This window comes from Aeromonas enterica, assembly GCF_054052465.1.
This window is the reverse complement of record NZ_JBSTYL010000010.1, coordinates 49,566-71,391: the sequence shown is the minus strand read 5'-3', so window position 1 is coordinate 71,391 and position 21,826 is coordinate 49,566. Positions and strand designations below refer to the sequence as shown.

The following is a 21,826-nucleotide window of genomic DNA, read 5'->3' as shown; positions in this document are numbered from 1 at the left end:
CATCATCAAGGATGACAAGATGTTGAACAAGCTCGGGAGTAACCTGTTACTGATCGCAGCCGTCACCTGTGCTCCTCTGCTGTTGTTACAAGGCATCTGGCTCGCCGTACAGGCAACCCCCTTCACCCTGATCCTCATCGTCGGCACTACCCTGCTCGGCTTTGGCCTGCTGTTCACACTGGCCTATCGCACCCGCAACGCCGAGCGTGAACAGCAGGAACAAGTCTGGCTCAAGGCACTGCGACTGCGCGATCCCGCCTGTCTGGAGAGCCCGGCAGCCCAGGAAGCATTGCAACAACTGCTGACCCGGTTCAATGAAGCCGAGCTCGACGCCCATCGCCAGATCAGCGAGCTGCACAATCAGGCGACCCAGGATGAACTGACCCAGTTGCAGAACCGCCACGCGTTCCGGCGCGACATGACGGAGCTGCTGCAGCGGGATCAGGACACCCAGACCGCCACCCTGGTGCTGATCCGCGCCACCGAACTTGGCAAGCTCAACGCCCAGCGCGGCTTCCAGTCGGGGGACGCCTACATCAAGGATATCGCCAATCTCATCACCCGGGTGGTCAGCCGCTTCCCGGGTCATCAAATCTATCGCATCTCGGGGGCCGACTTCGCCGTGCTGGTGCAGCCGGTGGCCAACATACCGCCGCCCCTGCTCGGCCGGGATCTGAAAATCGCCTTCGATCACTATCAACAACAACACGAGCTGGAGAGCGCCGCCTACTCGGGTCTGACGCGCCTGAGCAGCGGGCAGAAGATAGAGGCGATTCTGTCGCGGGCGGATCTGGCGCTGGCCCGCGCCCAGACCGAGACGGTCAACGGCTGGGCCATTCAACAAGACGATGACGTAGTAGAACTGCAGGGCCAGCACCACTGGAAGCTGGTGCTCAATGATCTGCTGGAACAGGAGCGCATCAGCTTTACCTATCAACCCATCCAGCCCATGCACCGCAGCATGCTGGCCTACAACGAGATCTACACCCGTTTTAGCGGTGCCGACGGCACAGTGCTGCCAACCGACACCCTGTTTGCCATGGCCCAGCGGCTGGACATGGTGATGCGGCTGGAGCAGATGCTGGTCATTCATGTCATGCGCCAGTACCGGGCCTTTGGCTCCAACCAGAGTCGCTGGGGCATCAACCTCTCCAGCAACCTGTTGCAAAACAGCACTTTTCTGATCTGGCTCGACCGACAATTGCTCAAGGATCCCAACACCAGCGCCAACCTGGTGTTCGAACTGGATGAGGAGCATCTGGAGCGCAACATGACGGGGGCCAAACGGGTGTTCGAGCTGCTCAGGCGCAACGGCAGTCGCTCCGCCATCTGCAAATTCGGCAAGGGGATAGGGTCATTCAACCTGTTTCGCGAGCTAAAACCCGACTACATCAAGCTGGATCCCGCCCTTATCACAGGGCTGGAACAGGATCTGACCAACCAGCAGTTTGTGCGGATGATAGTGGACGTATCACACCGCATGGGCTGCCAGGTGATAGCGGAGGGGGTGGAGCAGCTTGGCCAGAAACAGCTGCTGCAGGGGATGTACGTGGACGGGTTGCAGGGCTATCTCATCGCCAAGCCCCAGCAGTTGCGGCCGGATATCAGCCAGCTTGGCCTGTTTACTGGGGACGCTTCAACTTCAGCAGAGTCAGAATGATGTCGTTGAGCTGGCGATAACGTTCCAGCTCCTTCTGATCGTAACGGGTCGCCAGGGTGGTGGGATTGTGGCGATTCTTGAGGTAACGGTTGATCTGCAGGCGATTGAACCCCGCCACCTGATAGATCTGACCCAGCAGGGCATTGAGCTCTTCATGCTCGAAGCCCGCTTTGGCGAGATAATCGCTTTGGGCCGGGCTCTCCAGCTGGCTGCTCTGTTTGGCGATGCGGCCAGTCTCCTGCAAATAGGAGAGCCACTGCTCCAGATAGAGCGGCTTGCTACCCGCCAGCAGATTGAAAAAACCCACCGCATCGCAGCGACACTCGGTCAACAGCAGCACGGCCAGTTGATCGTCATCACAGCTGAAGGTGACGGGGCCTGTCTGTCCCCAGTCCAGCGCCTGGATCCGGATCTCGGCGCGCTCCCCAGCAATGCCGGTTACGTCGAATACAAACATGGCGCCTCCCGCTCGGCAAAAGGTTGATGATGGACCATCCCCTCCACAGGTGCAAAGCCAAATCGCCTTTTCATTCAGTATTCTGCAAGCTGGACATAAAAAAACCGACATCCTCGCGGATATCGGTTCTTCAGGCATCCGATGGCCGTGGCCATCAATGCAGAACGGTTCAGGCGTCCAGTTCGACCAGTGCCTTGGCCAGCTCGATGGGCTCGAGCTCCTGGCCTTCCAGATCGGCATTCCAGTTCGGGCCGATCAGCACATCATCCTCGTCCAGATCGTTGATCCAGATATCGAGGAACTCTTCCAGCTCGATCACTTCCGGCTCGTAGTCGGCCCATTCGTCCACGCAATGCAGGCGGGCATCGCCCTCGGCTGACCAGAGCGGCATCACATCGGCATCTTCAAATTCGGCAGAGCGGCAGACGACCCAGTCTTCACCGTAACGCAAGCCCCACACCTGACCCGACTCGCGGACTTCTTCGATGAACAGTTGGAAATTGGCGTCAAGATTGTCAGTTAACTTACTCATGGGGCTCTCTCTTTATCGGGTGCTGCGGCCACGGCAGTGCCGAGTGGCAATGCGGTGGCCAAATGGTGTCGCAAAAGTGACATGGACTCAAGCATCTTGGGGTTATTCGCATAAAAAACTGCCCAATGCCGTGTTTTGCCTGATAAAACGCCTCCCGAAGGAGGCGTTTGTCATGGCCTGGATCAACGCTCCCAGTAAACCTCTTCCAGGCTGTCTTCCTTCTCGGGCAGGCCGCGAGAGAGACGCGGGCTGCTCTGGGCCAGCACCTCATAGCTGACCCGGTTGGCGTACTTGCACACCTGGGCCAGGGAGGAATAGGTCAGGAACTCGGACATGTGCTTGGCGGAGTTCGGCACATTCATGCGGTGATAGGCGTTGGCCACCATGTCGTGCAACACGGCAGAAAGCGCGCCATCCCCTGCCCCGTTGGTGTTCTTGATCTTCTCGGGGCCACCCATGTAAGGAGAGATGTGGGAGTAGATCCGTGCAGGCTTGCGGCACTTGGCGCGAGCCATGGGGCGACTGAACTCATACATGTTGAACTCGGGGATGACACCGGGCAGCAGGGTATGAGTGGTCTCGCGCTTGTAGTCTTCCTCCGTGTAACTCGCCATGTAGAGACCGATGGGGCCGGCAGTGCAGAGCACCATGTCGGCCCAGTCCAGCGCCTTGTCGGCGGCGCCGAGGGGATCGGCGATGCCGGTCAGGGCCTCGGCCTCATCTTCATTCATCGCCAGCACAGTCACGTTCTCGGCGATGAAGTCACGCCACCACTGGGGGTTCTCGGCAATGACGAAGCGAGTACCCAGGGTCAGCACCACGGGCACGCCGGCCTCGCGAGCGTAACGCACGGCAGCCATGGCGGCCTCTTTCATGGGATCGCCATCGTCACCGCGCACCAGATAGGCGGTAATCACCAGGGCGGAAGCCCCCTTGATCACCTCTTCCGGCACATGGTGCACATCCAGCTGGTTCATCTTGCCGGCGTTGATGCCAAAGCTGCGCTCGCCGCACTCTGTGATGAAGGTGAAGCAGCGACCGACCGGGCCGTTGACCGGCTGCAGGTAGTCAAGGTTGACACGGGAAGAGGTATTGCACAGATAGCGGTAGGCGTAGCTGCCGATGCGAATGTCCTGGCTCATGACACCAAGCAGGATGGAGTGGGAATCCGCCAGCACCGAGTAGTTGTGCATAGTGTTGCCTATGGTGCCACCGGCGAACTCGCTCACCACCATGTTGTTGGTCTTGAGCTCTTCGTAGACCCGTTCGGCCACGTCGTCACTGATCACCACGGAGTGGCCCTTGCTCAGGCCATAACGGTTCAGGAAGTCCTCATCCACATGGGCTTCGATGTCCACCAGGGTCTGATCGATTCCCACCACATAGGCTTTGCCAAGTTCGGTAAGCAGGGGATTTTGCGGGATCAGGGGATCACGCCTGTCGACCGGGAAGTAGTGTTTGGACTTGCGCTGACCGGGAAATTTCATGGCAATGTTCTGTGCTCTGGGGGAAAGAGGGGCGGGATTTTAGCACAATCCGCCGCGCCGAAAAGTCGCCTGATTAAAATATGGCGTCAGTATAGACAAGGGCTGCAGAGGAAAACGTTTATCCCGCACTCATAAAAAAACCACCTCGCCGGGAGGTGGTTTTTCAGTCAGCAAAGACAATGAGATCAGCCGAACGAGAGCCCCTGCACCAGCGCCAGCACGGAGAAGAGTCCCAGTGCCAGCCAGAACAGCAGGGTACCAAACAGCCGTGGTATGTTGGGGGCCCTGGGGATCTGGATGCCGATGGCGTGCAGTATGCGGCCCACCAACAGGCAGAGACCGCCAAGATGCAGCCAGAGGGCACCGACCCCCGCCAGTTCACACAGGGCCATCAGCAGCAGGGTCAGCGGCACGTACTCGGCGAAGTTGCCGTGGGCGCGGATCGCGGAGCGCATCTCGGGTGCCTCCCCTTCACCTATCATCACCTTGAACTGGGCACGGCGCTTGACCACCCAGAAGGAGAGCAGCAGGAACAAAAGCCCCAGCAGGCCGGCGTAAATCAGCGTGATATGCATCATCATGACACTCCTTATCCTTGAATCTTGAACGCGGGAAAGCGCAAGCCGGTTCGCGGCAGATGAAAGACACCATCATACCAACGCGCCGAATGAAAAGAGACCCTTATGCCAGCTCGCGGCAGATGAGGGACACCATCATGCGGATGTGGGCCTGATCGCTGTTGAGCGCCGGTATGTATTCAAACTGCTCGCCACCGGCCTCCATGAAGATCTCCCGGTTTTGCACTTCGATCTCTTCCAGGGTTTCGAGGCAATCGGCGGCAAAGGCCGGGCAGACCACGTCGAGCCGCTTGATGCCGGTCGCCGGCAATCCGGCGATGGTCAAGTCCGTGTAGGGCTTGAGCCACTCCTCCTTGCCAAAGCGGGACTGGAAGCTGGCGGTCCACTGGCCGGCATCCAGCCCGAGCGCCTCGGCCAGCAGGGCGGCGGTGCGCCGACACTGATGACCATAGGGATCGCCTTCGCTCTCATAACGTTCCGGAATGCCGTGAAACGACATCAGCAGGTGTTCGCCCTGACCGTGCTGCTCCCAATGGCGACGCACGCTCATGGCCAGCGCCTGAATGTATTCGGGATGGGCATGGTAATCACGAATAAGCCGCACCACCGGCAGGTTGCGCTCTTTCTTCATCGCCTTGGCCCAGGCATCGAACACGGAGGCCGTGGTGCTGACCGAATATTGCGGATAGAGCGGCAGCAGGATGACCCGGTTGACCCCCTTGGCCTTGAGCGCCTGCCAACCATCGTCCATGGAGGGCGAACCATAGGTCATGGCCAGCTCCACCGGCACCTCGACTCCTTCCCGCTTGAGTTCCTGCTCCAGCGCCGCACGCTGCTGTTTGCTGATCACCATCAGCGGCGAGCCCTGTTCGGTCCACACCTGCTGATAGAGCTTGGCCACCTTGGGGGAGCGCGTCGGCAGGATGATGAAGTGGAGCAGTGGACACCAGAGGTAGCGCGGCAGGTCGACAACCCGCGGGTCGTGCAAAAACTGGCAGAGAAACGCCTTGACGGCGGCCGTGGTGGGCGCGGCTGGGGTACCCAGATTGACCAGCAAGATCCCGGTTTTCGTGGTCACGTATGCTTCCTGTCGTTCTGTTGTTATGTCTGAATGCAAGAAAGGGCCCATGCCGGGCCCTTGTCTCAAGCGCATTGCCCATTGCCGTCGGCAAGGCCAATGGCGGGCTTAGCCCAGTATGGTTGCCAGCTGCTTGCTGACCAGATCCACCGGCTGAGTACCGTCGATCTTGACGTAACGGGTGTTGCCCGCCTCCGCCTCTTTACCGTAGAAACCGATGAGCGGTGCAGTCTGCTGATGGTACACATCCAGACGCTTGCGCACTGTGGTCTCTTCGTCGTCGGCACGGATCACCAGATCTTCACCGGTCACGTCATCTTTGCCTTCCACTTTCGGCGGGTTGAACACCACGTGGTAGGTACGGCCGGAGCCGGAGTGAACGCGACGACCGCTCATGCGCTTGACGATCTCTTCGTCCGGCACGTCGAACTCCAGCACGAAGTCGACTACAACACCTGCATCCTTCATGGCTTGCGCCTGGGGAATGGTGCGCGGGAAACCATCCAGCAGGAAGCCGTTGGCGCAATCCGGTTGGGCGATACGCTCTTTGACCAGGCCGATGATGATGTCGTCAGAGACGAGCTGACCTGCGTCCATCACGGCTTTGGCCTTGAGGCCCAGCTCGGTGCCCGCCTTGATCGCCGCACGCAGCATGTCGCCGGTGGAGATCTGCGGAATACCGTGTTTTTCCATGATGAACTGAGCCTGAGTACCTTTGCCGGCACCCGGAGCCCCCAACAGAACAATGCGCATACACGCTCCTATTGATTGGATATTCAATTCTTGAGAAGGCAAAAAACTACACGGTTTCGCTCATTTTCACAAGCTTGCCCCGTGTGAGTGGCTTATTTTTCACCATATTCCCGCAGCGGCGAGGCGGCTCAAGCCGCAACGCTACCCTGGAAAAATGAGTGAAAATGCAGCGCCCCCCAATAACAAAGAGAGGCGCCTGCCCCTATTTAGGACAAGCGCCACATAAAAGAGGCCCACTGCATGCAGTGGGCCCAAACATCATGCCTGGAGTAACAGACGGTTGATACGGGAGACGAAGCTCGCCGGATCATTCAGCCCGCCCTGTTCTGCCAGCTGGGCCTGTTCGTGCAGCAGGGTGACCCACTCGCCAAACAGTGCCTCGTCTTCGATGGTGTCGAGCTTCTTCACCAGCGCGTGGTCGGGGTTGAGCTCCAGAATGTACTTCTGCTCCGGCACCGGCTGGCCGGCGGCACGCATCAGCTTGATCATCTGGGTGCTCATGCCGTGGTCGTCGGTGACGATGCAGGACGGTGAATCGGTCAGACGGTGGGTAACACGCACCTCTTTCACCGCATCGGCCAGGCTCTGCTTGACTCGCTCCACCAGACCGGCGTTGGCTTTTTCAGCCTCTTCTTGCGCCTGCTTGGACGCTTCGTCTTCCAGATCGCCGAGATCCAGCTCGCCACGGGTCACCGAGACCAGTTGCTTGCCGTCGAACTCGGTCAGGTGGCTCATCAGCCACTCGTCCACCCGCTCCCACATCAGCAGCACTTCGACGCCCTTCTTGCGGAAGATCTCGAGGTGCGGACTGTTCTTGGCGGCGGCAAAGCTGTCGGCGGTGATGTAGTAAATCTTCTGCTGGCCTTCCTTCATGCGGCCAACGTAATCCTCGAGAGAGACGGTCTGGGCTTCGCCCTCGCCCGCCGTGCTGGCAAAGCGCAGCAGCTTGGCGATCTCTTCGCGGTTGGCGTGATCCTCGGCCGGGCCTTCTTTCAGCACGTTGCCGAATTCGCTCCAGAACTTGGCGTACTTCTCGCTGTCATCCTTGGCCAGCTTGGCCAGCATGGTCAGCACCCGCTTGGAGCAGGCCTTGCGCAGGGAGACGGTCACCTTGTTGTCTTGCAGGATTTCACGGCTGACGTTGAGCGGCAAATCGTTGGAGTCCAGCACCCCTTTCACGAAGCGCAGGTAGGCCGGCATGAACTGCTCGGCGTCGTCCATGATGAAGACGCGCTGCACGTAGAGCTTGAGGCCGTGTTTCTGATCCCGGTTGTAGAGATCGAAGGGGGCGCGGGCCGGCACGTAGAGCAGGCTGGTGTACTCCTGCGCCCCTTCCACCCGGTTGTGACCCCAGAGCAGCGGATCTTCGAAGTCGTGGGCGACGTGCTTGTAGAACTCCTGATACTCCTCGTCCTTGATCTCTTTCGGATTGCGGGTCCACAGCGCAGTGGCGCGGTTGACCTGCTCCCACTCGCCCGGCGTGCCGACGACGGTCTCGCCATCTTCTTCGCGATCCGGGGTGCCCTCTTTGAACATCTCCACCGGCACGCTGATGTGGTCGGAATACTTGGCGACCACGGCGCGCAGGCGCCAGTCATCAAGGAACTCTTCCTCTTCCGCACGCAGGTGCAAGATGACGTCGGTACCACGCCCCTCTTTGGTCACATCGGCCACGGTGAAGGAGCCTTCCCCTTCCGATTCCCACTGCACGCCCTGATCTGGTGTGGTACCGGCGGCGCGGGAAACCACAGTCACCTTGTCGGCGACGATGAAGGCGGAGTAGAAACCGACCCCGAACTGACCGATCAGCTGGGAGTCGCGGCCCTGATCACCTGACAAGTTCTTGAAGAACTCGGCAGTGCCGGACTTGGCGATGGTGCCCAGATGCTCGATCACCTGATCCCGGGTCATACCGATCCCGTTGTCAGAGATGGTCAGGGTCCGATTCTCTTTATCAACCACCAGGCGAACGCGCAACTGGCCGTCGTTTTCGAACAAAGAGGCATCGGAAAGCGCCTTGAAGCGCAGCTTGTCCGCCGCATCAGAGGCGTTGGAGATCAGCTCGCGCAGGAACACTTCTTTGTTGGAGTAGAGGCTGTGGGCCATCAGGCTCAGCAGTTGTTTGACTTCAGTCTGAAACCCGTGGGTTTCGGCATGAACGCTTTGGGTCATCGACACTATCCTCAGGCGATTCGGGTTGAACACATTCCTGATACAAGATGGGGCCTGGGATCCCCATTTCAAGGGGGAAAAGTCTGCTGACGGTGCGAATGGCGATTTTTGCGCCAGCACTCAGCCAGGCACCGCCCATCGCTCAAACAAAAACCCGCCGAGGCGGGTTCTGGTATTGCTGCTGAGTTGTGACGCAGATTCAGTTCAGTTGCTAGCGCAGGCCCAATTGAGGGGCTGGCGCTGACTCAATTCAGGGGCTGACGCCCCATCAGGGAGTGGGAGAGCGTGGTGCCGTCCACCAGCTCCAGCTCGCCACCCACCGGCACCCCGTGGGCAATCCGGCTCACCTTGACGCCGGCGGCGCGGGCCATGTCGGCGATGTACCAAGCGGTGGCATCCCCCTCGATGGTGGGGTTGGTAGCCAGAATAAGCTCGCTGATCGCCTCGTCTTTCAACCGTCGCTCCAGTATCTCCAGCCCCAGCTCTTCCGGCCCTATGCCATCGAGGGGTGACAGGTGCCCCATCAGCACGAAGTAACGGCCGGAAAACTGGCCCGTGTGCTCGATGGCGGCCACATCCGCCGGACTCTCCACCACGCACAGCAGGCCGCTCTCTTCGCGCTTGGGATTGGCGCAGATCTCGCAAAGCGTGTTCTCGGTGAAGGTACGGCAGTGGCTGCAGTGACCTATCTCGGTCAGCGCCCGGTTGAGCAGCTGGGCCAGACGCAAGCCGCCGCTGCGCTCGCGCTCGAGCAGGGTGAACGCCATGCGCTGGGCCGACTTGGGACCAACCCCCGGCAGCACCTGCAGGGCCTTCATCATCTCATCCAGCAAGGGGCTGAATTTCATGGGCTAAGTATCCTTTGACGCTGTGTCGGCGGACGGCGACCTCAGGCAGCCCTTGCGGGTGCGGGTTGCTCTTCGCCCGGCCGAACCAATCTTGTTGGCGCAGGACTATACCCGAGCCGCCCCCCGTCCGCCAATGACCTTGTGCCTGCCGGCACGATGACATCGCCGATCGGATCAGGGTGTGACCAAGGCTACGCTACCCCAGCAGGATGCGCTGACGACCGCTGTAGATCTCGGCGCGGCCCGGGCGGCAAAAGCCCACCAGGGTGAGCCCGGTCTGCTCCGCCTGCTCGACCGCCAGTTCGGTGGCGGCCGAGATGGCGAGCAGGATCTCCACGCCGGCGCTGGCGCACTTTTGTACCATCTCGAAACTGGCGCGGCTGGTCACCAGAATGGCACCGTCGCGCCGACCGCTGCGCTGCAGATGGCCCACCAACTTGTCGAGCGCGATATGGCGCCCCACGTCCTCGCGAATGGCCAGGATGTTGCCCGCACCATCCACATGGACGGCGGCATGGGTGGCGCCCGTGCTCTGCCCCAGCAACTGCAAGGGTCGCAGCGCCGCCAGCACCTTGTCGATCAGGATCACCTCGAAGCGCTGGCTGTCCGGCAGCCGGGGCAAAGTGCGCACCACCTGCTCCAGGCTCTCGCTGCCGCAGATGCCGCACCCCGTGCGCCCCGCCAGGGTACGCCGCTTCTCTTTCAGGCGATGGACGCAGCGATTGGCCAGGGTGATATGCAGCTCTATGCCCTGACAGCCATCGACCTGCTCGATATCGTGGATGTCCCGCAGGGCATCGATGATCCCCTCGGAAAGCGAGAAGCCGATGGCAAAGTCCTCCAGATCGGCGGCCGAACACATCATGACGCTATGGGCTATGCCGTTATAGACCAGCGCCACCGGGGTTTCGCAGGGCAGCTGCATGGCGCTATCCGTGGTGACGCCGTCGCGCTGGTAATGGACCACCTCCCGGTGGGCGCTAAGCGCCTGCGGGGTATCGCTATCGAGTTCGAGCAACATCTTGGAGCCCTTAATTGAGGGTCTGGGGGGCTTTCGCCGAAATACCGAGCCGTTTCATCTTCGACAACAGGGTGGTGCGTTTCATGCCGAGCCGGTTGGCGGCGCCCCGATCCCCCGCGACTATGCCGTTGCATTCGCGCAAGGTGTCTATGATGGTCTGGCGCTCGTCCTCCACCGCGCCGCTCTGGCCGTCGCCCCCCTTGAACAAGGCCTGCTCGGGCTCGTCATAGACCAGGGTCTCTATCTTGTGATAGCCCTTGAGCGGCATCAGCTCGTCCGGCGAGAGGTTGAGTACATGGCCCCGGGTCATCACCACGGCGCGCTCTATGATGTTTTCCAGCTCGCGGATGTTGCCGTACCAGGGCAGCGACACCAGCATCTTCATGGCATCGGCCGGGATCGAGGTGATGTTGCGGCGCATCCGCTTGGCGATCTTCTTGATGAAGAAGTTGACCAGGAGCGGGATATCCTCGCGCCGCTCGCGCAGGGGCGGCAACTCGATGGGAAAGACGTTGAGCCGGTAGTAGAGGTCGCTTCTAAAGCGCTTGTTCTTGACCATGGAGAGCAGATCGCAGTTGGTGGCCGCCACCAGCCGCACGTCGATGGCGATGGGGTTGCTGTTGCCCACCCGCTCCAGCTCATGTTCCTGCAATACCCGCAATAGCTTGGGCTGCAGGTCCAGCGGCATGTCCCCCACCTCGTCCAGAAACAATGTGCCCTTGTGGGCCCGCTCGAAGCGACCGATGCGCTGGGCCAGGGCACCGGTGAAGGCCCCCTTCTCATGGCCGAACAGATCGCTCTCGATGAGGCCGGTGGGAATGGCGGCGCAGTTCACCTTCACCATCTCGTGGTCGCTGCGCATGCTGAGTTGATGAATGGCCTGGGCGATCAGCTCCTTGCCAGTGCCGGTTTCCCCCAGGATCAGCACGGTACTGTCGCTCTCGGCCACCAGCCGCACCTTCTCCAGCACGCTCTCCATCACCGCGCTCTGGTAGATGATGTGGGGGAACTCCCCCTGCATCTGCGGCTCGTTGATGCGAATGGTCTTCTCGCGGGCACCCGTGGTGTTGGAGATCTCCTGCTGCGCCTGCACATTGTTCATGGCAATGGCGGTGCGGGCCGCCACCTGCTCCAGCAGGGAAATATCGATGTCGGCAAAAAAGTCGGCATGCGGGTGGGAGAGGATCAAGACCCCCAGCAGATTACCCCGATAGCGCAGCGGCAGTATGCAGGAGCTGTCCGCATCGGCCGGCAGTATCTGGGAGCTGAAGCGGCAGCTCGAATTGCAGCCGTGACCCTGTTCCCGATAGATGAAGAAGGGCTCGCTGTGACCGAGCGCCCCCTGCAGACAGTTCTTCTCGAAACAGGAGTGGTTGATGATGCCGGGCTGATCGCACTCCTGCTGATTGACCAGATAGCTCTTGAAGCTGTCGGAGGTGGCGTTGTACTCCGCCAGACACAGACTGCTGATGGAGAAGTGGTGCTGCAGTATGGAGAAAAGGCTCCTCGGCAGCTCGGCGATGCGCACCAATTTAATCACCGCATTGGTGACATCCACCAGGATCTTGCAGCTGTCGCGCTCCAGACGCAGGGAGTTGGCCTGCTCCAGGGTGCGCTCCTTGTCGAGCACGTTTTCGAGCGCGATGGCGACGATGGCTGCCAGCTGGGTCAGCTTGGCCAGGGTCTCCATGGTGAAGCTGTCGAGCTGGGTGTTGATAAATTCGACCCCACCAAGATGGCTGCGGGCTGTGGTGATGGGCAGCTGACAGTAGGAGCGCAACCCCGCGTAGACCCCTTCGCTATCAAGGGCCGGGCAACGATTCTCAAAGCGGGCGGCAGAGAGAATGATGGCCTGTTCCTGGGTTTCTCTGGTGGGACGAGGGGAAAAGTGAAGCTCTGCCTTGGGGCAGACCAAGTGCTTTGGGCCGATCGCGCCCATGAAGTAGAAGATGGCCTCTTCGTCCGCCCCCATGTTGAGGATCAGGTTGACCCGGGTCACCCCGCCAAAGCTGGCATCTATCTTGTTGAGTTTGTGGATAAAATCATCGAGTGTCACGGCCGACAGCAGGGATTTGGAGAGCAGGAGGAAACCGTCATCCCAGATGGGAGAGATCTCGTCCAGAGGGATGGCACTCACATTCAGCATTCTGGCCTCACGTTACATCTATATGGGCAAAAGATTGCAGGCACATTGCGGTCAGCAACGACGGTAGACAACAGGTCAGCCAGAACCGTCAGATGTTATAATTAATTTTTAAAAACTTAACGCTTAATTATAAAAACTAACATGCGTTGAAATAGCCTATCACTACCCGTCGCATAATAAGGTAGCCCTACCCCCATTACAACCAGAGCGGCGCCATGCAATATTCATTGCCCGTCAAAACCTATTTCCCAGCATATAGAAATATATCGCCAATATAGCCGTGGTTCACGGCACATAATGACCGGATAGCCTCCTTTTCCGCGCAGGTCCGTTGTCGCATATCAGGAGGAGATGATCTGGTAGTTGTAGAGCTTGAGCCCACCCAGGATGAAGCCAGCCGACAGCAGTTGGAATGCAATCAATAACCCACTGATATTGTCGGCTATTTCTGCAGACACCGCCTGATGGGTGAGCAGGATCACCAGCGCCAGCAACCCCATCAGCAGGCCGTTGACCAGGGTGGTGGAGATAAAGGCTATCAGCCAGGCCGCCTGCACGCTCAGCGCCGCCAGCACGGCGCCCATGGCGATGCGCGCGGCGATGAAACAGCCGAAGAAACCGAACCCCAGCAGAAATATCAACTCGTCGTGCCACCAGAAGCAGACCAGCCCCAATAACATCACCAGAAAATAAGCGGAAACATAAAAGATCCCGAATGAGAGAGTTAATTCATTTTTCATGAAGGACACCTGCCAGCTGAAAAAAGGATGAGGGGATCCGGGCCCTGTGAACAGAGCCTGGATCCACTTTATTTAACGACGATTACCCTTTGGCGGCGCTGCGCAATTTCGCCTTGAGCGCGCTGTATTCAGTCTGGACGTACACTTCCGCCTCAGGCTGATCCTCGATGCGCTCAATCTTCACCGCGCAGTACTTGTACTCGGGGGTGTAGGAGACCGGATCAAGGTGCTCTATGGTCAGCTCGTTGCACGCCCCGATCCACCACTGGTAGGTCATGTAGACCACACCGGCGTTGACCCGCTCGTTGTAGTTGGCCCGGGTGATCACCTTGCCGCGTCGCGACGAGATCCAGACCAGCGCCTGATCCTTCACCCCAAGCTTTTTCGCATCGCTCGGGTGGATCTGCACATAGCCGGGCTCATCGGCCAGGGTCTGCAGCGCAGAGCAGTTGCCTGTCATGGAGCGGCAGGAGTAGTGACCCACCTCCCGCACTGTGGAGAGCACCAGCGGATACTCGGCACAAGGCTGCTCCAGCGGTGCCCGCCACTCGGAGGCAATCAGCTGGCCCTTGCCACTCGGGGTGGTGAACACATTGCCCTCGAACAATGTGCTGGTGCCCGGGTGATCCTCGGTCGGACAGGGCCACTGCACGCTCTTGAGATCCGCCATCTTGTCATAGCTGACCCCGGTATAGAGCGGGCAAAGGGCGCGCATCTCGTCCCAGATCTGGTTGGTATCCCGGTACTCCATGGGATAGCCCATGGCGGTGGCCATCAGCGAGAAGATGGCCCAGTCGGGTTTCACGTTCTCGGGGGGTGTCACCGCCTTGTAGAAGCGCTGGAAGCCGCGATCCGCCGAGCTGTAAACCCCCTCGTGCTCGCCCCAACTGGTGGCGGGCAGGATCACATCCGCCATCTCGGCGGTCTGGGTCATGAAGATGTCCTGCACTATCACCAGATCCATGCCACCCAGGGTGCGCCTGAACTGGGCCAGGTCGGCCTCGGTCTGGGCCGGATCTTCGCCAAAGATATAGAAGGCCTTGCACTTGCCCTCTTCGACCTTGTGGCTGAGCTCGGTCAGGCGATAACCCGGTTTCTGGGAAAGCGACTCCACGCCCCAGGCCTTGGCAAACTTGGCACTGATGACGGGATCGGCCACGGACTGATAGCCCGGGAACTGGTGGGGCAGCATCCCCATGTCGCAGGTGCCCTGCACGTTGTTCTGGCCGCGCACCGGGCCGCAGCCGGTGCCACGGCGACCGAAGTTGCCGGTCAGCAGCGCAATCCCGGCGAGCCCCTTGACCACGTCCACCGCCTGACCGTACTGGGTCACCCCCATGCCCCACAGGATCATGGACGCAGGCGAGGCGGCATAGGTGCGAATGGCGGCGCGGATATCGGCGGCTTTAAGGCCGGTGATCCCCTCCACGTATTCCGGGGTGTACTTGGCTACCAGCGCCTTGTAGGTCTCAAACCCCTCGGTGTAGTTGGCGACGAACGCCTTGTCATAGAGGTTCTCGGCGATCAGCACGTTGCCGAAGGCGTTGACCAGCGCCATGTTGGAGCCGTTTTTGAGCGGCAGCCACTGATCGGCGATGCGGGCGGTCTCCACCATGCGGGGATCACACACAATCACCTTGGCCCCGTTCGCCTTCGCCTTGAGAATATGGCGGGCGACGATGGGGTGAGAGTCAGCAGCGTTGTAACCAAACACCAGCAGGCACTTGGTCTCTTGAATTTCGGGAATGGCGTTGCTCATGGCGCCGTTGCCTACAGTTGTCTCCAGACCGGAGACTGAGGGTGCGTGTCACACCCTCGCGCAGTGGTCGACGTTGTTCGTCCCCAGCACAGCGCGGGCAAATTTTTGCATCACATAGTTGGCTTCGTTGCCAGGGCCACGGGCCGAGCCTGTGGTCATGATGGCGTCGGCACCGTACTTCGCCTTGATGGCAGCCAGACGGCTGCTGGCAAAGTCGATCGCCTCATCCCAGGAGACGGATTCGAGCTTGCCACCGCGCTCGCGGCGGATCATAGGGCTCTTGAGACGGGGGGTCAGCAGGTTGGTGTCGTTGAGAAAATCCCAACCGTAATAACCCTTGAGGCAGAGCTGCCCCTCGTTGGTCCGGCCGTTGGCGCCTTCGGCCCCCACCACCTTGTCGTTTTCAACCAGCAGGTTGATCTTGCAACCAGTGCCGCAATAGGGGCAGACGGTAATGACTTTTTTCATGACTCACACTCTTGTTTGTTAACGGTAAAAGGCTGTTAACGATAAAAGACCTTTAACGAAAATGGCTTGTCAGGGGTAGAGAGCACAGAGGCGCAAGCGGTGGCCAGCAAGGGCCTGCGCACGCCATCCAATGCATTACCCTTGTGCCAACACCGGCTGGCGCTGGCAGGCCGCCATCGCCTCGGCACTGGCCAGCTGCTTCTGGCGGTTCAGCTCGCCAAGGGATTCCGGGGTCACCAAGCGCAGCGCCTGGGTCGGGCACACCTCGACACAGGCCGGGCCCGCCTCGCGATGACGGCAGAGATCGCACTTCAAGGCTTGCGCCTTGGTCTGCGGGCGCTTGAACAGCGCATCGGCTTTGGGGGCCACCTCTTTCACCACCACCGCCATGGCACCGTAAGGACAGGCCACCACGCAGGATTTGCAGCCGATGCAGCGCGCCTGCAGCACCTTGACGCAACCATCCTCGCTGACAATGGCATTGTTGGGGCAGGCCACAGCACAAGGCTTGTCTTCACATTGGCGGCAGAGCACAGGCGTGGTCACCTTGCTGCCCACGATCACCTTCAGGCGCGGCTGGAAATAGCTGTCCTTGGAGACCAGATGTCCATCCTCGATGGCAAGACGCAGGCCGCTCTCCCGCTCAACGGTACCCGTGCAGGACGTTGACTGGTGTGACACGGCGCAGGCCACTTCACAGGTACGACACCCAATACAAAGACTGGGATCTGCAATCACGAAGCTGTTCATAGAGAGGGATCCTAAATGTTTCGTTACTGCCGCACTGGCATCACCCGGCATGCCCAAGTGTCATCGCCCAGGGGGCCCACACTCGCACACCGACGACGCAGCCGGCTCACCCACAAAGCATTTATCAGACCAAAAGCGGGAGCGAACGAAATAAAATTCGCAAGCAACTGAAAATAAAGGGTTAATCAGAATGCAGAAGTGAGATTTTCGGACTGGTGACGATGACGAGCGACTCGCAGAACTGTGATCGACACGACAAAAGTGACGAGCTCGACACCGGCTGACAGGCCCCTGCCCCGCTTAATAAGCGGGGGATAAACGGCACCTGATCAGCGGTGCGTTACCAGTGAGTTCGATGCGTTTAGAAAACGAAAACATCGCCATTAGAGAGATTCTGGTGCGGTCAGTTGTTTGTTTTTACTATCCACACGCCCAACTTCATACAGCCATGGCCGAGCAAAAACAACCCAACAAATGACAAGTTTGTTGATCTACGGCAGGTATTACTCCTTTATTAGTTTTTCTTTCTACTCAATTGGGTATTATGCTCACTTGAAAATAAAGCTCCAATAGAGCTGATTTATAAAAATTGTATGTACGAAGTTAGAATAACAATGGATAGCATCCATAAAAGAGGAAGCAATGAATAATCCACATAATTGTTATGAAAAAGAAAATTTCGTACAAACATGCCATTGTGGTGCTTTATTCAAGGTTATTGTCTCTGGTCAAATAGGCCATGAAGAACTAGAAGAGTATTACTGTCCTGAATGTAATCAGGAATATATTATAAGAGCATCCAATTCGCCATTCACTAGACTGATTAGCTGTAGAACCGATGGGAAAAATGGCTCTTGTAGATAACCTATAACTGTAACTTTATAGTAAGAAAATTAAAATGCATGATTTATTTTTCATTAGTGCAGGCCAAAAAGATGTAAAAAAGTCACCAAATATAATTAACAAAAGAAATTTATATTTAAACTATGGGTTACTAGGATTGGCATCCATTGCCAAAAAGTCTGGCTTTAATCCTATATTACTTCATGGAAATTTTTCAAGCCCTGATGATTTTTTAAATGAGTGTATAACCCTCGGTATAGGATATACAAAAAAACCCGTATTTATCTCCATGCCTAGTTTTTATGCCCTATCATGGTTAAAAGAATTTACGGAGAGATTAAAATCAAAATTCCCCTCTGTACGTCTCGTTTTAGGGGGGAGATGGGTTATTGATGGACAAGCTGAGTTACTTCACAGAGAATTACCAGAAGTTGGTTCGATCATTGATGGACTAGGTGAGGGAGCTATTACTGAAATTCTAAATATAAATGATAGCCAGTCATCATATTCTTGCTTAGATTACACAATTTTACATAGAAGACATCTTTATCAAGCAGCAATTGAAGTATCTAGAGGCTGTGGTAGAGGATGCAGCTTCTGCCAAGAAAGAAATGAAATATTACTTGCACCCAAAGATCCAAAAATAATAATAGGAGAAGCTAAAAATATACTGTTACATGACAATCTTAATAAAATGAATGTTTATTTTGAAGCTTCTCTTTTCCAACCTAATGCAACATGGACAAAAAAGTTAATTGAACAACAAAATATTAATTCATGTTTTTTTGAATGGAGAGCAGAATCAAGAGTCGATACTTTGAGAAAAGATATTATTCCATTATTAGCTGAGTCTGGATTGAAAGTATTAGACTTGGGTTTGGAAAGTGCGTCACCTATACAACTAGAAAGAATGCAAAAAACTAATAGACCTACTGAATATTTAGATAGGGCATCTGAACTACTACATACCCTTAATGAATCAAAGATAGACGTAAAAATTAACATAATGCTCTTCGCAGGTGAAAATAAATCCACCATCAGTGAGACATATGATTGGTTAGAAAAGCATAAAAAATTAATTAAAGGTGTTTCTGTTGGCCCCGTTATAGCATTTGGTTGGGATGATAATAAAAAAGATTTCATCAAGATGCTATCTAGCCTAGGTGCCGATGCACTTCCTATGAACCAAATAGGAATAACACATTTAAATCTCAGTAAAGAAATCACTTATTATGATTCATTAAGAATATCGAAAGAAATATCCAAGGCCTTTATGAGTGCTGAAGACTATTACTACTTAAAATCTTTTTCATATTTCCCAAGAAATTACTCCTATACCGATTTCATGAATGATATAAATCAAGAAAACGGCGATTATAGTTTTTCCAACCTCAAAGGATAAAATCAATGAAACTCATGTTTTCAAGTAGTCCTATGAATAAATGGGATCAACGGTTTTGTGAATTATCAAAGCATGTATCGACATGGTCAAAAGACCCAAATGCGCAAGTTGGTGCAGTTCTGTTCACAAAAAAGGGAGGTGATATTTCTATTGGATATAATGGATTTCCAATGGGTATAGAAGACTCAGCAGAAAGACTAAATGACCAAGAAATAAAATTGGAGTTAGTAGTTCATGCCGAAGTAAATGCTATTATTGCTGCAGGTTCACGGGCATTTGGCTCCACAATCTATGTCTGGGGAAAACCAATATGTGCACGATGTGCCGGTTCAATAATACAGGCAGGAATTAAACGGATTGTTGCGTTGCAACCAGGTAACAGTGACTCTAAGTGGGATAGAAGTGGAAAAACCGCATACGATATGTTTATCGAAGCAGGGATCACTGTTGATTTTTACTCCATAGAAGAATCTTGACGATAGCCTCTATAGGCTAAGAATCCAAGTTTAATACTGTAGGGTGCAATAAGCGCAACGCATTGCACCTCTGCTCTTCATTTAATTATCGGTGCAATTCACTTCGTTCATTGCACCCTACGTATATATCCTCTCTCATTTTACTTGATAGTGGCTACTGTTGTGGCCACTTCCTTTCTCCTTCCAGCCCTGCCCCACCAAATAAAGACTCTATCGCCACCCAATTTCGACCTCTTTACCCACAGCACCATCAATTTATTGGTCAGCATTTTATCGTCTATTTTTCAGCCAGTCTGATTGAAAACTCTGACCAACATGGATACTCAGAGAAAACAAACGCTTGTACGCATCCCGACGGGTTATTTCAATCAATGGATAATTAATAATTTCGTTCAAAAGTCCCTTTTGATTATTTATACCAGAGCATAAACCCACGATGGGTGTGTCATCATACGCTTAACGGCAGATGAACAGACTGTGTCCCATAATGAGCCCCTTTATATCCAGTTAGCTCCCTTTCCCATCGCAATTTCTTAATACTATCCCGATTGAATATCAGGATTTTTCCTGATCGTTCGGGCCCTTGTGCTTTGGCAAACGTGTAACAAGATAACCTCATGAGCTGTGATAACAAACAAGCCCTGTCCGGCGTCACGCTGGCGGCGATTGGCGTGGTCTATGGTGATATCGGCACCAGCCCCCTCTATACCCTGCGAGAGTGCCTGTCGGGTCAATTCGGGATCGGGGCCGAACCCGCCGCCATCCTGGGATTTCTCTCCCTCATCTTCTGGCTGCTGATCCTGGTGGTCTCGGTCAAGTACCTCTCCTTCGTGATGCGGGCCGACAACGCCGGTGAAGGGGGCATTCTCACCCTGATGTCGCTGGCCACCCGCAACGCCTCTCCCCGCTGGACGCCGGTATTGATCATCCTCGGGCTGATTGGCGGCAGCTTCTTCTATGGGGAGGTGGTGATCACCCCGGCCATGTCGGTGATGTCGGCCATTGAGGGCTTGAGCCTGATGGCCCCCTCCCTCGACCCCTATATAGTGCCGCTCTCGGTGCTGGTGCTGACCCTGCTGTTTGCCATTCAAAAACATGGCACCGCCATGGTGGGCAAGCTGTTTGCCCCCATCATGCTCACCTGGTTTCTGACCCTGGCCGTGCTGGGGCTGCGCAGCATCATCCAGAATCCCGAGGTGTTGGGGGCGCTGAACCCCATCTGGGCGCTGCGCTTCTTTGCCGAGTACCAGACCACCTCGTTTTTTGCCCTCGGCGCCGTGGTGCTGGCCATCACAGGGGTGGAGGCGCTCTACGCCGACATGGGTCACTTTGGCAAGAACCCGATACGGCTCGCCTGGTTTGTGGTGGTGCTGCCCTCCCTGGTGCTCAACTACTTCGGGCAAGGCGCCCTGCTGCTGGACAACCCGGCGGCCATCGCCAACCCCTTCTTCCTGCTCGCCCCCAAATGGGCGTTGCTACCGCTGCTGGTGCTGGCGACCATGGCGACCGTGATCGCCTCCCAGGCGGTGATCTCCGGGGTCTTCTCCCTCACCCGGCAGGCGGTGCGGCTCGGTTATCTCTCACCCATCCGCATCGTCCACACCTCCGAGCAGGAGTCCGGCCAGATCTATATTCCCGTCATCAACTGGATGCTCTATATCTCTGTGGTGATCGTCATCATGAGCTTCGAGCACTCCAGCAATCTGGCAGCGGCCTACGGCATCGCCGTGACCGGCACCATGGTGCTCACCTCCATCCTCTTCTGCTCCGTGGCCAAGAACAGCTGGCACTGGCCCACCTATCTGGTGGCTGCCCTGTTCGCCCTGCTGCTGGCCATCGACGTGCCGCTGTTTGCCGCCAACCTGGGCAAGATCTTCTCCGGTGGCTGGCTGCCGCTCACCCTGGGCGCCGTCATGTTCACCCTGATGACCAGCTGGAAGAGCGAGCGCTTCCAGCTCATTCGCCGCCTGAACGAGCACGGCAATTCGCTGGAGCCCATGATCGCCTCGCTGGAAAAATCCCCGCCGACCCGGGTGGCGGGCACAGCCGTCTATATGTCGCGGGTGGTCAATGTGATCCCCCATGCGCTGCTCCACAACCTCAAGCACAACAAGGTGCTGCACGAGCGGATAATCCTGCTCACCCTGCGGGTGGAGGACGTGCCCTACGTCCACAACGTGCGCCGGGTCTGCATCGAGCAGCTCTCCCCCACCTTCTGGCGGGTGGTGGCCAGCTACGGCTGGCGCGAGACCCCCAACATGGAGGAGATCTTCCACCGCTGCAACGCCGAGGGCTTGAGCTGCCGCATGATGGAAACCTCGTTCTTTATGGCCCACGAGTCACTGATAATGAAGGAGCGCCCCTGGTACCTCTACCTGCGCGGCAAGCTGTTTATGCTGCTGCAGCGCAACGCCCTGCGCGCGCCGGATCAGTTCGAGATCCCGCCCAACCGGGTGATCGAGCTGGGCTCGCAGGTGGATATTTGATGGCATAAAGAACACCAGCAAAAGAGAGGGAGGCATTGGCCTCCCTCTCTTTTTGCCGTTAACCACGGGGGCATTTTTCCCCCTCATCCCCAGCCCTTCTCCCGCGAGGGGAGAAGGGTGCAAACCACGGCGAGCGGTGCAATTTATTTCGTTCTTTGCACCCTACTCAT

17 protein-coding genes are annotated in these 21,826 nt (G+C 56.8%); 4 read left to right on the top strand and 13 right to left on the bottom strand.

Translation table 11 applies throughout. The annotated features are described in order from the left end of the window. Positions 1–19: 19 nt before the first annotated feature. Positions 20–1,660: an EAL domain-containing protein gene (locus ACW5XD_RS12610; protein WP_456495177.1), complete on the top strand. Its 1,641-nt coding sequence runs from the start codon at positions 20–22 to the stop codon at positions 1,658–1,660. On the opposite strand, the gene ACW5XD_RS12605 is transcribed toward ACW5XD_RS12610, so the two are convergent. The 13 genes from ACW5XD_RS12605 to ACW5XD_RS12545 all read right to left on the bottom strand — a co-directional run bounded on the left by ACW5XD_RS12605 (position 1,623) and on the right by ACW5XD_RS12545 (position 16,449). After that, positions 1,623–2,117 carry a hypothetical protein gene (locus tag ACW5XD_RS12605; protein ID WP_456495176.1) on the bottom strand — a complete coding sequence of 165 codons (495 nt, stop codon included), beginning with the start codon at positions 2,115–2,117 and terminating at the stop codon, positions 1,623–1,625. The genes ACW5XD_RS12610 and ACW5XD_RS12605 overlap by 38 nt on opposite strands. 169 nt (positions 2,118–2,286) lie before the next feature. Beyond that, entirely contained in the window at positions 2,287–2,649 is a 363-nt protein-coding gene (locus ACW5XD_RS12600) for a DUF2750 domain-containing protein (RefSeq protein ID WP_029302851.1), read from the bottom strand. A 182-nt stretch (positions 2,650–2,831) separates the two neighbouring features. After that, a complete protein-coding gene (locus ACW5XD_RS12595) occupies positions 2,832–4,136 on the bottom strand; it encodes an inosine/guanosine kinase (protein WP_456495175.1) in 1,305 nt (434 codons plus the stop codon). Positions 4,137–4,321: 185 nt separating this feature from the next. Beyond that, entirely contained in the window at positions 4,322–4,714 is a 393-nt protein-coding gene (locus ACW5XD_RS12590) for an MAPEG family protein (protein WP_456495230.1), read from the bottom strand. Positions 4,715–4,817: 103 nt separating this feature from the next. Further along, positions 4,818–5,792 (bottom strand): ferrochelatase, encoded by a 975-nt coding sequence (gene hemH, locus ACW5XD_RS12585; protein ID WP_456495174.1) that lies wholly within the window; start codon positions 5,790–5,792, stop codon positions 4,818–4,820. A 108-nt stretch (positions 5,793–5,900) separates the two neighbouring features. Beyond that, on the bottom strand, positions 5,901–6,545 hold the full coding sequence (adk, locus tag ACW5XD_RS12580) for an adenylate kinase (RefSeq protein ID WP_456495173.1): 645 nt from the start codon (positions 6,543–6,545) through the stop codon (positions 5,901–5,903). 258 nt (positions 6,546–6,803) lie between these two features. Continuing rightward, positions 6,804–8,717: a molecular chaperone HtpG gene (gene htpG / locus ACW5XD_RS12575; RefSeq protein WP_456495172.1), complete on the bottom strand. Its 1,914-nt coding sequence runs from the start codon at positions 8,715–8,717 to the stop codon at positions 6,804–6,806. A gap of 245 nt (positions 8,718–8,962) precedes the next feature. Continuing rightward, entirely contained in the window at positions 8,963–9,565 is a 603-nt protein-coding gene (gene recR / locus ACW5XD_RS12570; RefSeq protein ID WP_456495171.1) for a recombination mediator RecR, read from the bottom strand. A gap of 196 nt (positions 9,566–9,761) precedes the next feature. Next, entirely contained in the window at positions 9,762–10,586 is an 825-nt protein-coding gene (fdhD, locus tag ACW5XD_RS12565) for a formate dehydrogenase accessory sulfurtransferase FdhD (RefSeq protein WP_456495170.1), read from the bottom strand. A gap of 10 nt (positions 10,587–10,596) precedes the next feature. Next, positions 10,597–12,732, bottom strand: a complete 2,136-nt coding sequence (locus ACW5XD_RS12560) for a sigma 54-interacting transcriptional regulator (RefSeq protein WP_456495169.1) — start codon at positions 12,730–12,732, stop codon at positions 10,597–10,599. A gap of 341 nt (positions 12,733–13,073) precedes the next feature. Beyond that, positions 13,074–13,472, bottom strand: a complete 399-nt coding sequence (locus ACW5XD_RS12555) for a hypothetical protein (protein WP_456495168.1) — start codon at positions 13,470–13,472, stop codon at positions 13,074–13,076. A gap of 82 nt (positions 13,473–13,554) precedes the next feature. Beyond that, positions 13,555–15,699 (bottom strand): formate dehydrogenase subunit alpha, encoded by a 2,145-nt coding sequence (gene fdhF, locus ACW5XD_RS12550; RefSeq protein WP_456495167.1) that lies wholly within the window; start codon positions 15,697–15,699, stop codon positions 13,555–13,557. 135 nt (positions 15,700–15,834) lie between these two features. Further along, positions 15,835–16,449, bottom strand: a complete 615-nt coding sequence (locus ACW5XD_RS12545) for a 4Fe-4S dicluster domain-containing protein (RefSeq protein ID WP_456495166.1) — start codon at positions 16,447–16,449, stop codon at positions 15,835–15,837. A gap of 898 nt (positions 16,450–17,347) precedes the next feature. Here ACW5XD_RS12545 and ACW5XD_RS12540 point away from each other — a divergent pair. From ACW5XD_RS12540 to kup, 3 genes are all read left to right on the top strand, one after another. After that, positions 17,348–18,694 (top strand): B12-binding domain-containing radical SAM protein, encoded by a 1,347-nt coding sequence (locus ACW5XD_RS12540; RefSeq protein WP_456495165.1) that lies wholly within the window; start codon positions 17,348–17,350, stop codon positions 18,692–18,694. A gap of 5 nt (positions 18,695–18,699) precedes the next feature. Continuing rightward, positions 18,700–19,170 (top strand): deoxycytidylate deaminase, encoded by a 471-nt coding sequence (locus ACW5XD_RS12535; RefSeq protein ID WP_456495164.1) that lies wholly within the window; start codon positions 18,700–18,702, stop codon positions 19,168–19,170. 617 nt (positions 19,171–19,787) lie between these two features. After that, a complete protein-coding gene (gene kup / locus ACW5XD_RS12530; protein ID WP_456495163.1) occupies positions 19,788–21,656 on the top strand; it encodes a low affinity potassium transporter Kup in 1,869 nt (622 codons plus the stop codon). The last annotated feature ends 170 nt before the right edge of the window (positions 21,657–21,826 follow it).

What these genes read in the sequence shown, in the direction of transcription:
- ACW5XD_RS12540 (WP_456495165.1), top strand. Translation starts at nt 17,348, where the DNA reads ATGCATGATTTATTTTTCATTAGTGCAGGCCAAAAAGATGTAAAAAAG.
- adk (WP_456495173.1), bottom strand. Translation starts at nt 6,545, where the DNA reads ATGCGCATTGTTCTGTTGGGGGCTCCGGGTGCCGGCAAAGGTACTCAG.
- fdhD (WP_456495170.1), bottom strand. Translation starts at nt 10,586, where the DNA reads ATGTTGCTCGAACTCGATAGCGATACCCCGCAGGCGCTTAGCGCCCAC.
- ACW5XD_RS12560 (WP_456495169.1), bottom strand. Translation starts at nt 12,732, where the DNA reads ATGCTGAATGTGAGTGCCATCCCTCTGGACGAGATCTCTCCCATCTGG.
- ACW5XD_RS12535 (WP_456495164.1), top strand. Translation starts at nt 18,700, where the DNA reads ATGAAACTCATGTTTTCAAGTAGTCCTATGAATAAATGGGATCAACGG.
- htpG (WP_456495172.1), bottom strand. Translation starts at nt 8,717, where the DNA reads ATGACCCAAAGCGTTCATGCCGAAACCCACGGGTTTCAGACTGAAGTC.
- ACW5XD_RS12605 (WP_456495176.1), bottom strand. Translation starts at nt 2,117, where the DNA reads ATGTTTGTATTCGACGTAACCGGCATTGCTGGGGAGCGCGCCGAGATC.
- ACW5XD_RS12610 (WP_456495177.1), top strand. Translation starts at nt 20, where the DNA reads ATGTTGAACAAGCTCGGGAGTAACCTGTTACTGATCGCAGCCGTCACC.
- ACW5XD_RS12600 (WP_029302851.1), bottom strand. Translation starts at nt 2,649, where the DNA reads ATGAGTAAGTTAACTGACAATCTTGACGCCAATTTCCAACTGTTCATC.
- recR (WP_456495171.1), bottom strand. Translation starts at nt 9,565, where the DNA reads ATGAAATTCAGCCCCTTGCTGGATGAGATGATGAAGGCCCTGCAGGTG.
- ACW5XD_RS12595 (WP_456495175.1), bottom strand. Translation starts at nt 4,136, where the DNA reads ATGAAATTTCCCGGTCAGCGCAAGTCCAAACACTACTTCCCGGTCGAC.
- kup (WP_456495163.1), top strand. Translation starts at nt 19,788, where the DNA reads ATGAGCTGTGATAACAAACAAGCCCTGTCCGGCGTCACGCTGGCGGCG.
- ACW5XD_RS12555 (WP_456495168.1), bottom strand. Translation starts at nt 13,472, where the DNA reads ATGAAAAATGAATTAACTCTCTCATTCGGGATCTTTTATGTTTCCGCT.
- ACW5XD_RS12545 (WP_456495166.1), bottom strand. Translation starts at nt 16,449, where the DNA reads ATGAACAGCTTCGTGATTGCAGATCCCAGTCTTTGTATTGGGTGTCGT.
- ACW5XD_RS12590 (WP_456495230.1), bottom strand. Translation starts at nt 4,714, where the DNA reads ATGATGCATATCACGCTGATTTACGCCGGCCTGCTGGGGCTTTTGTTC.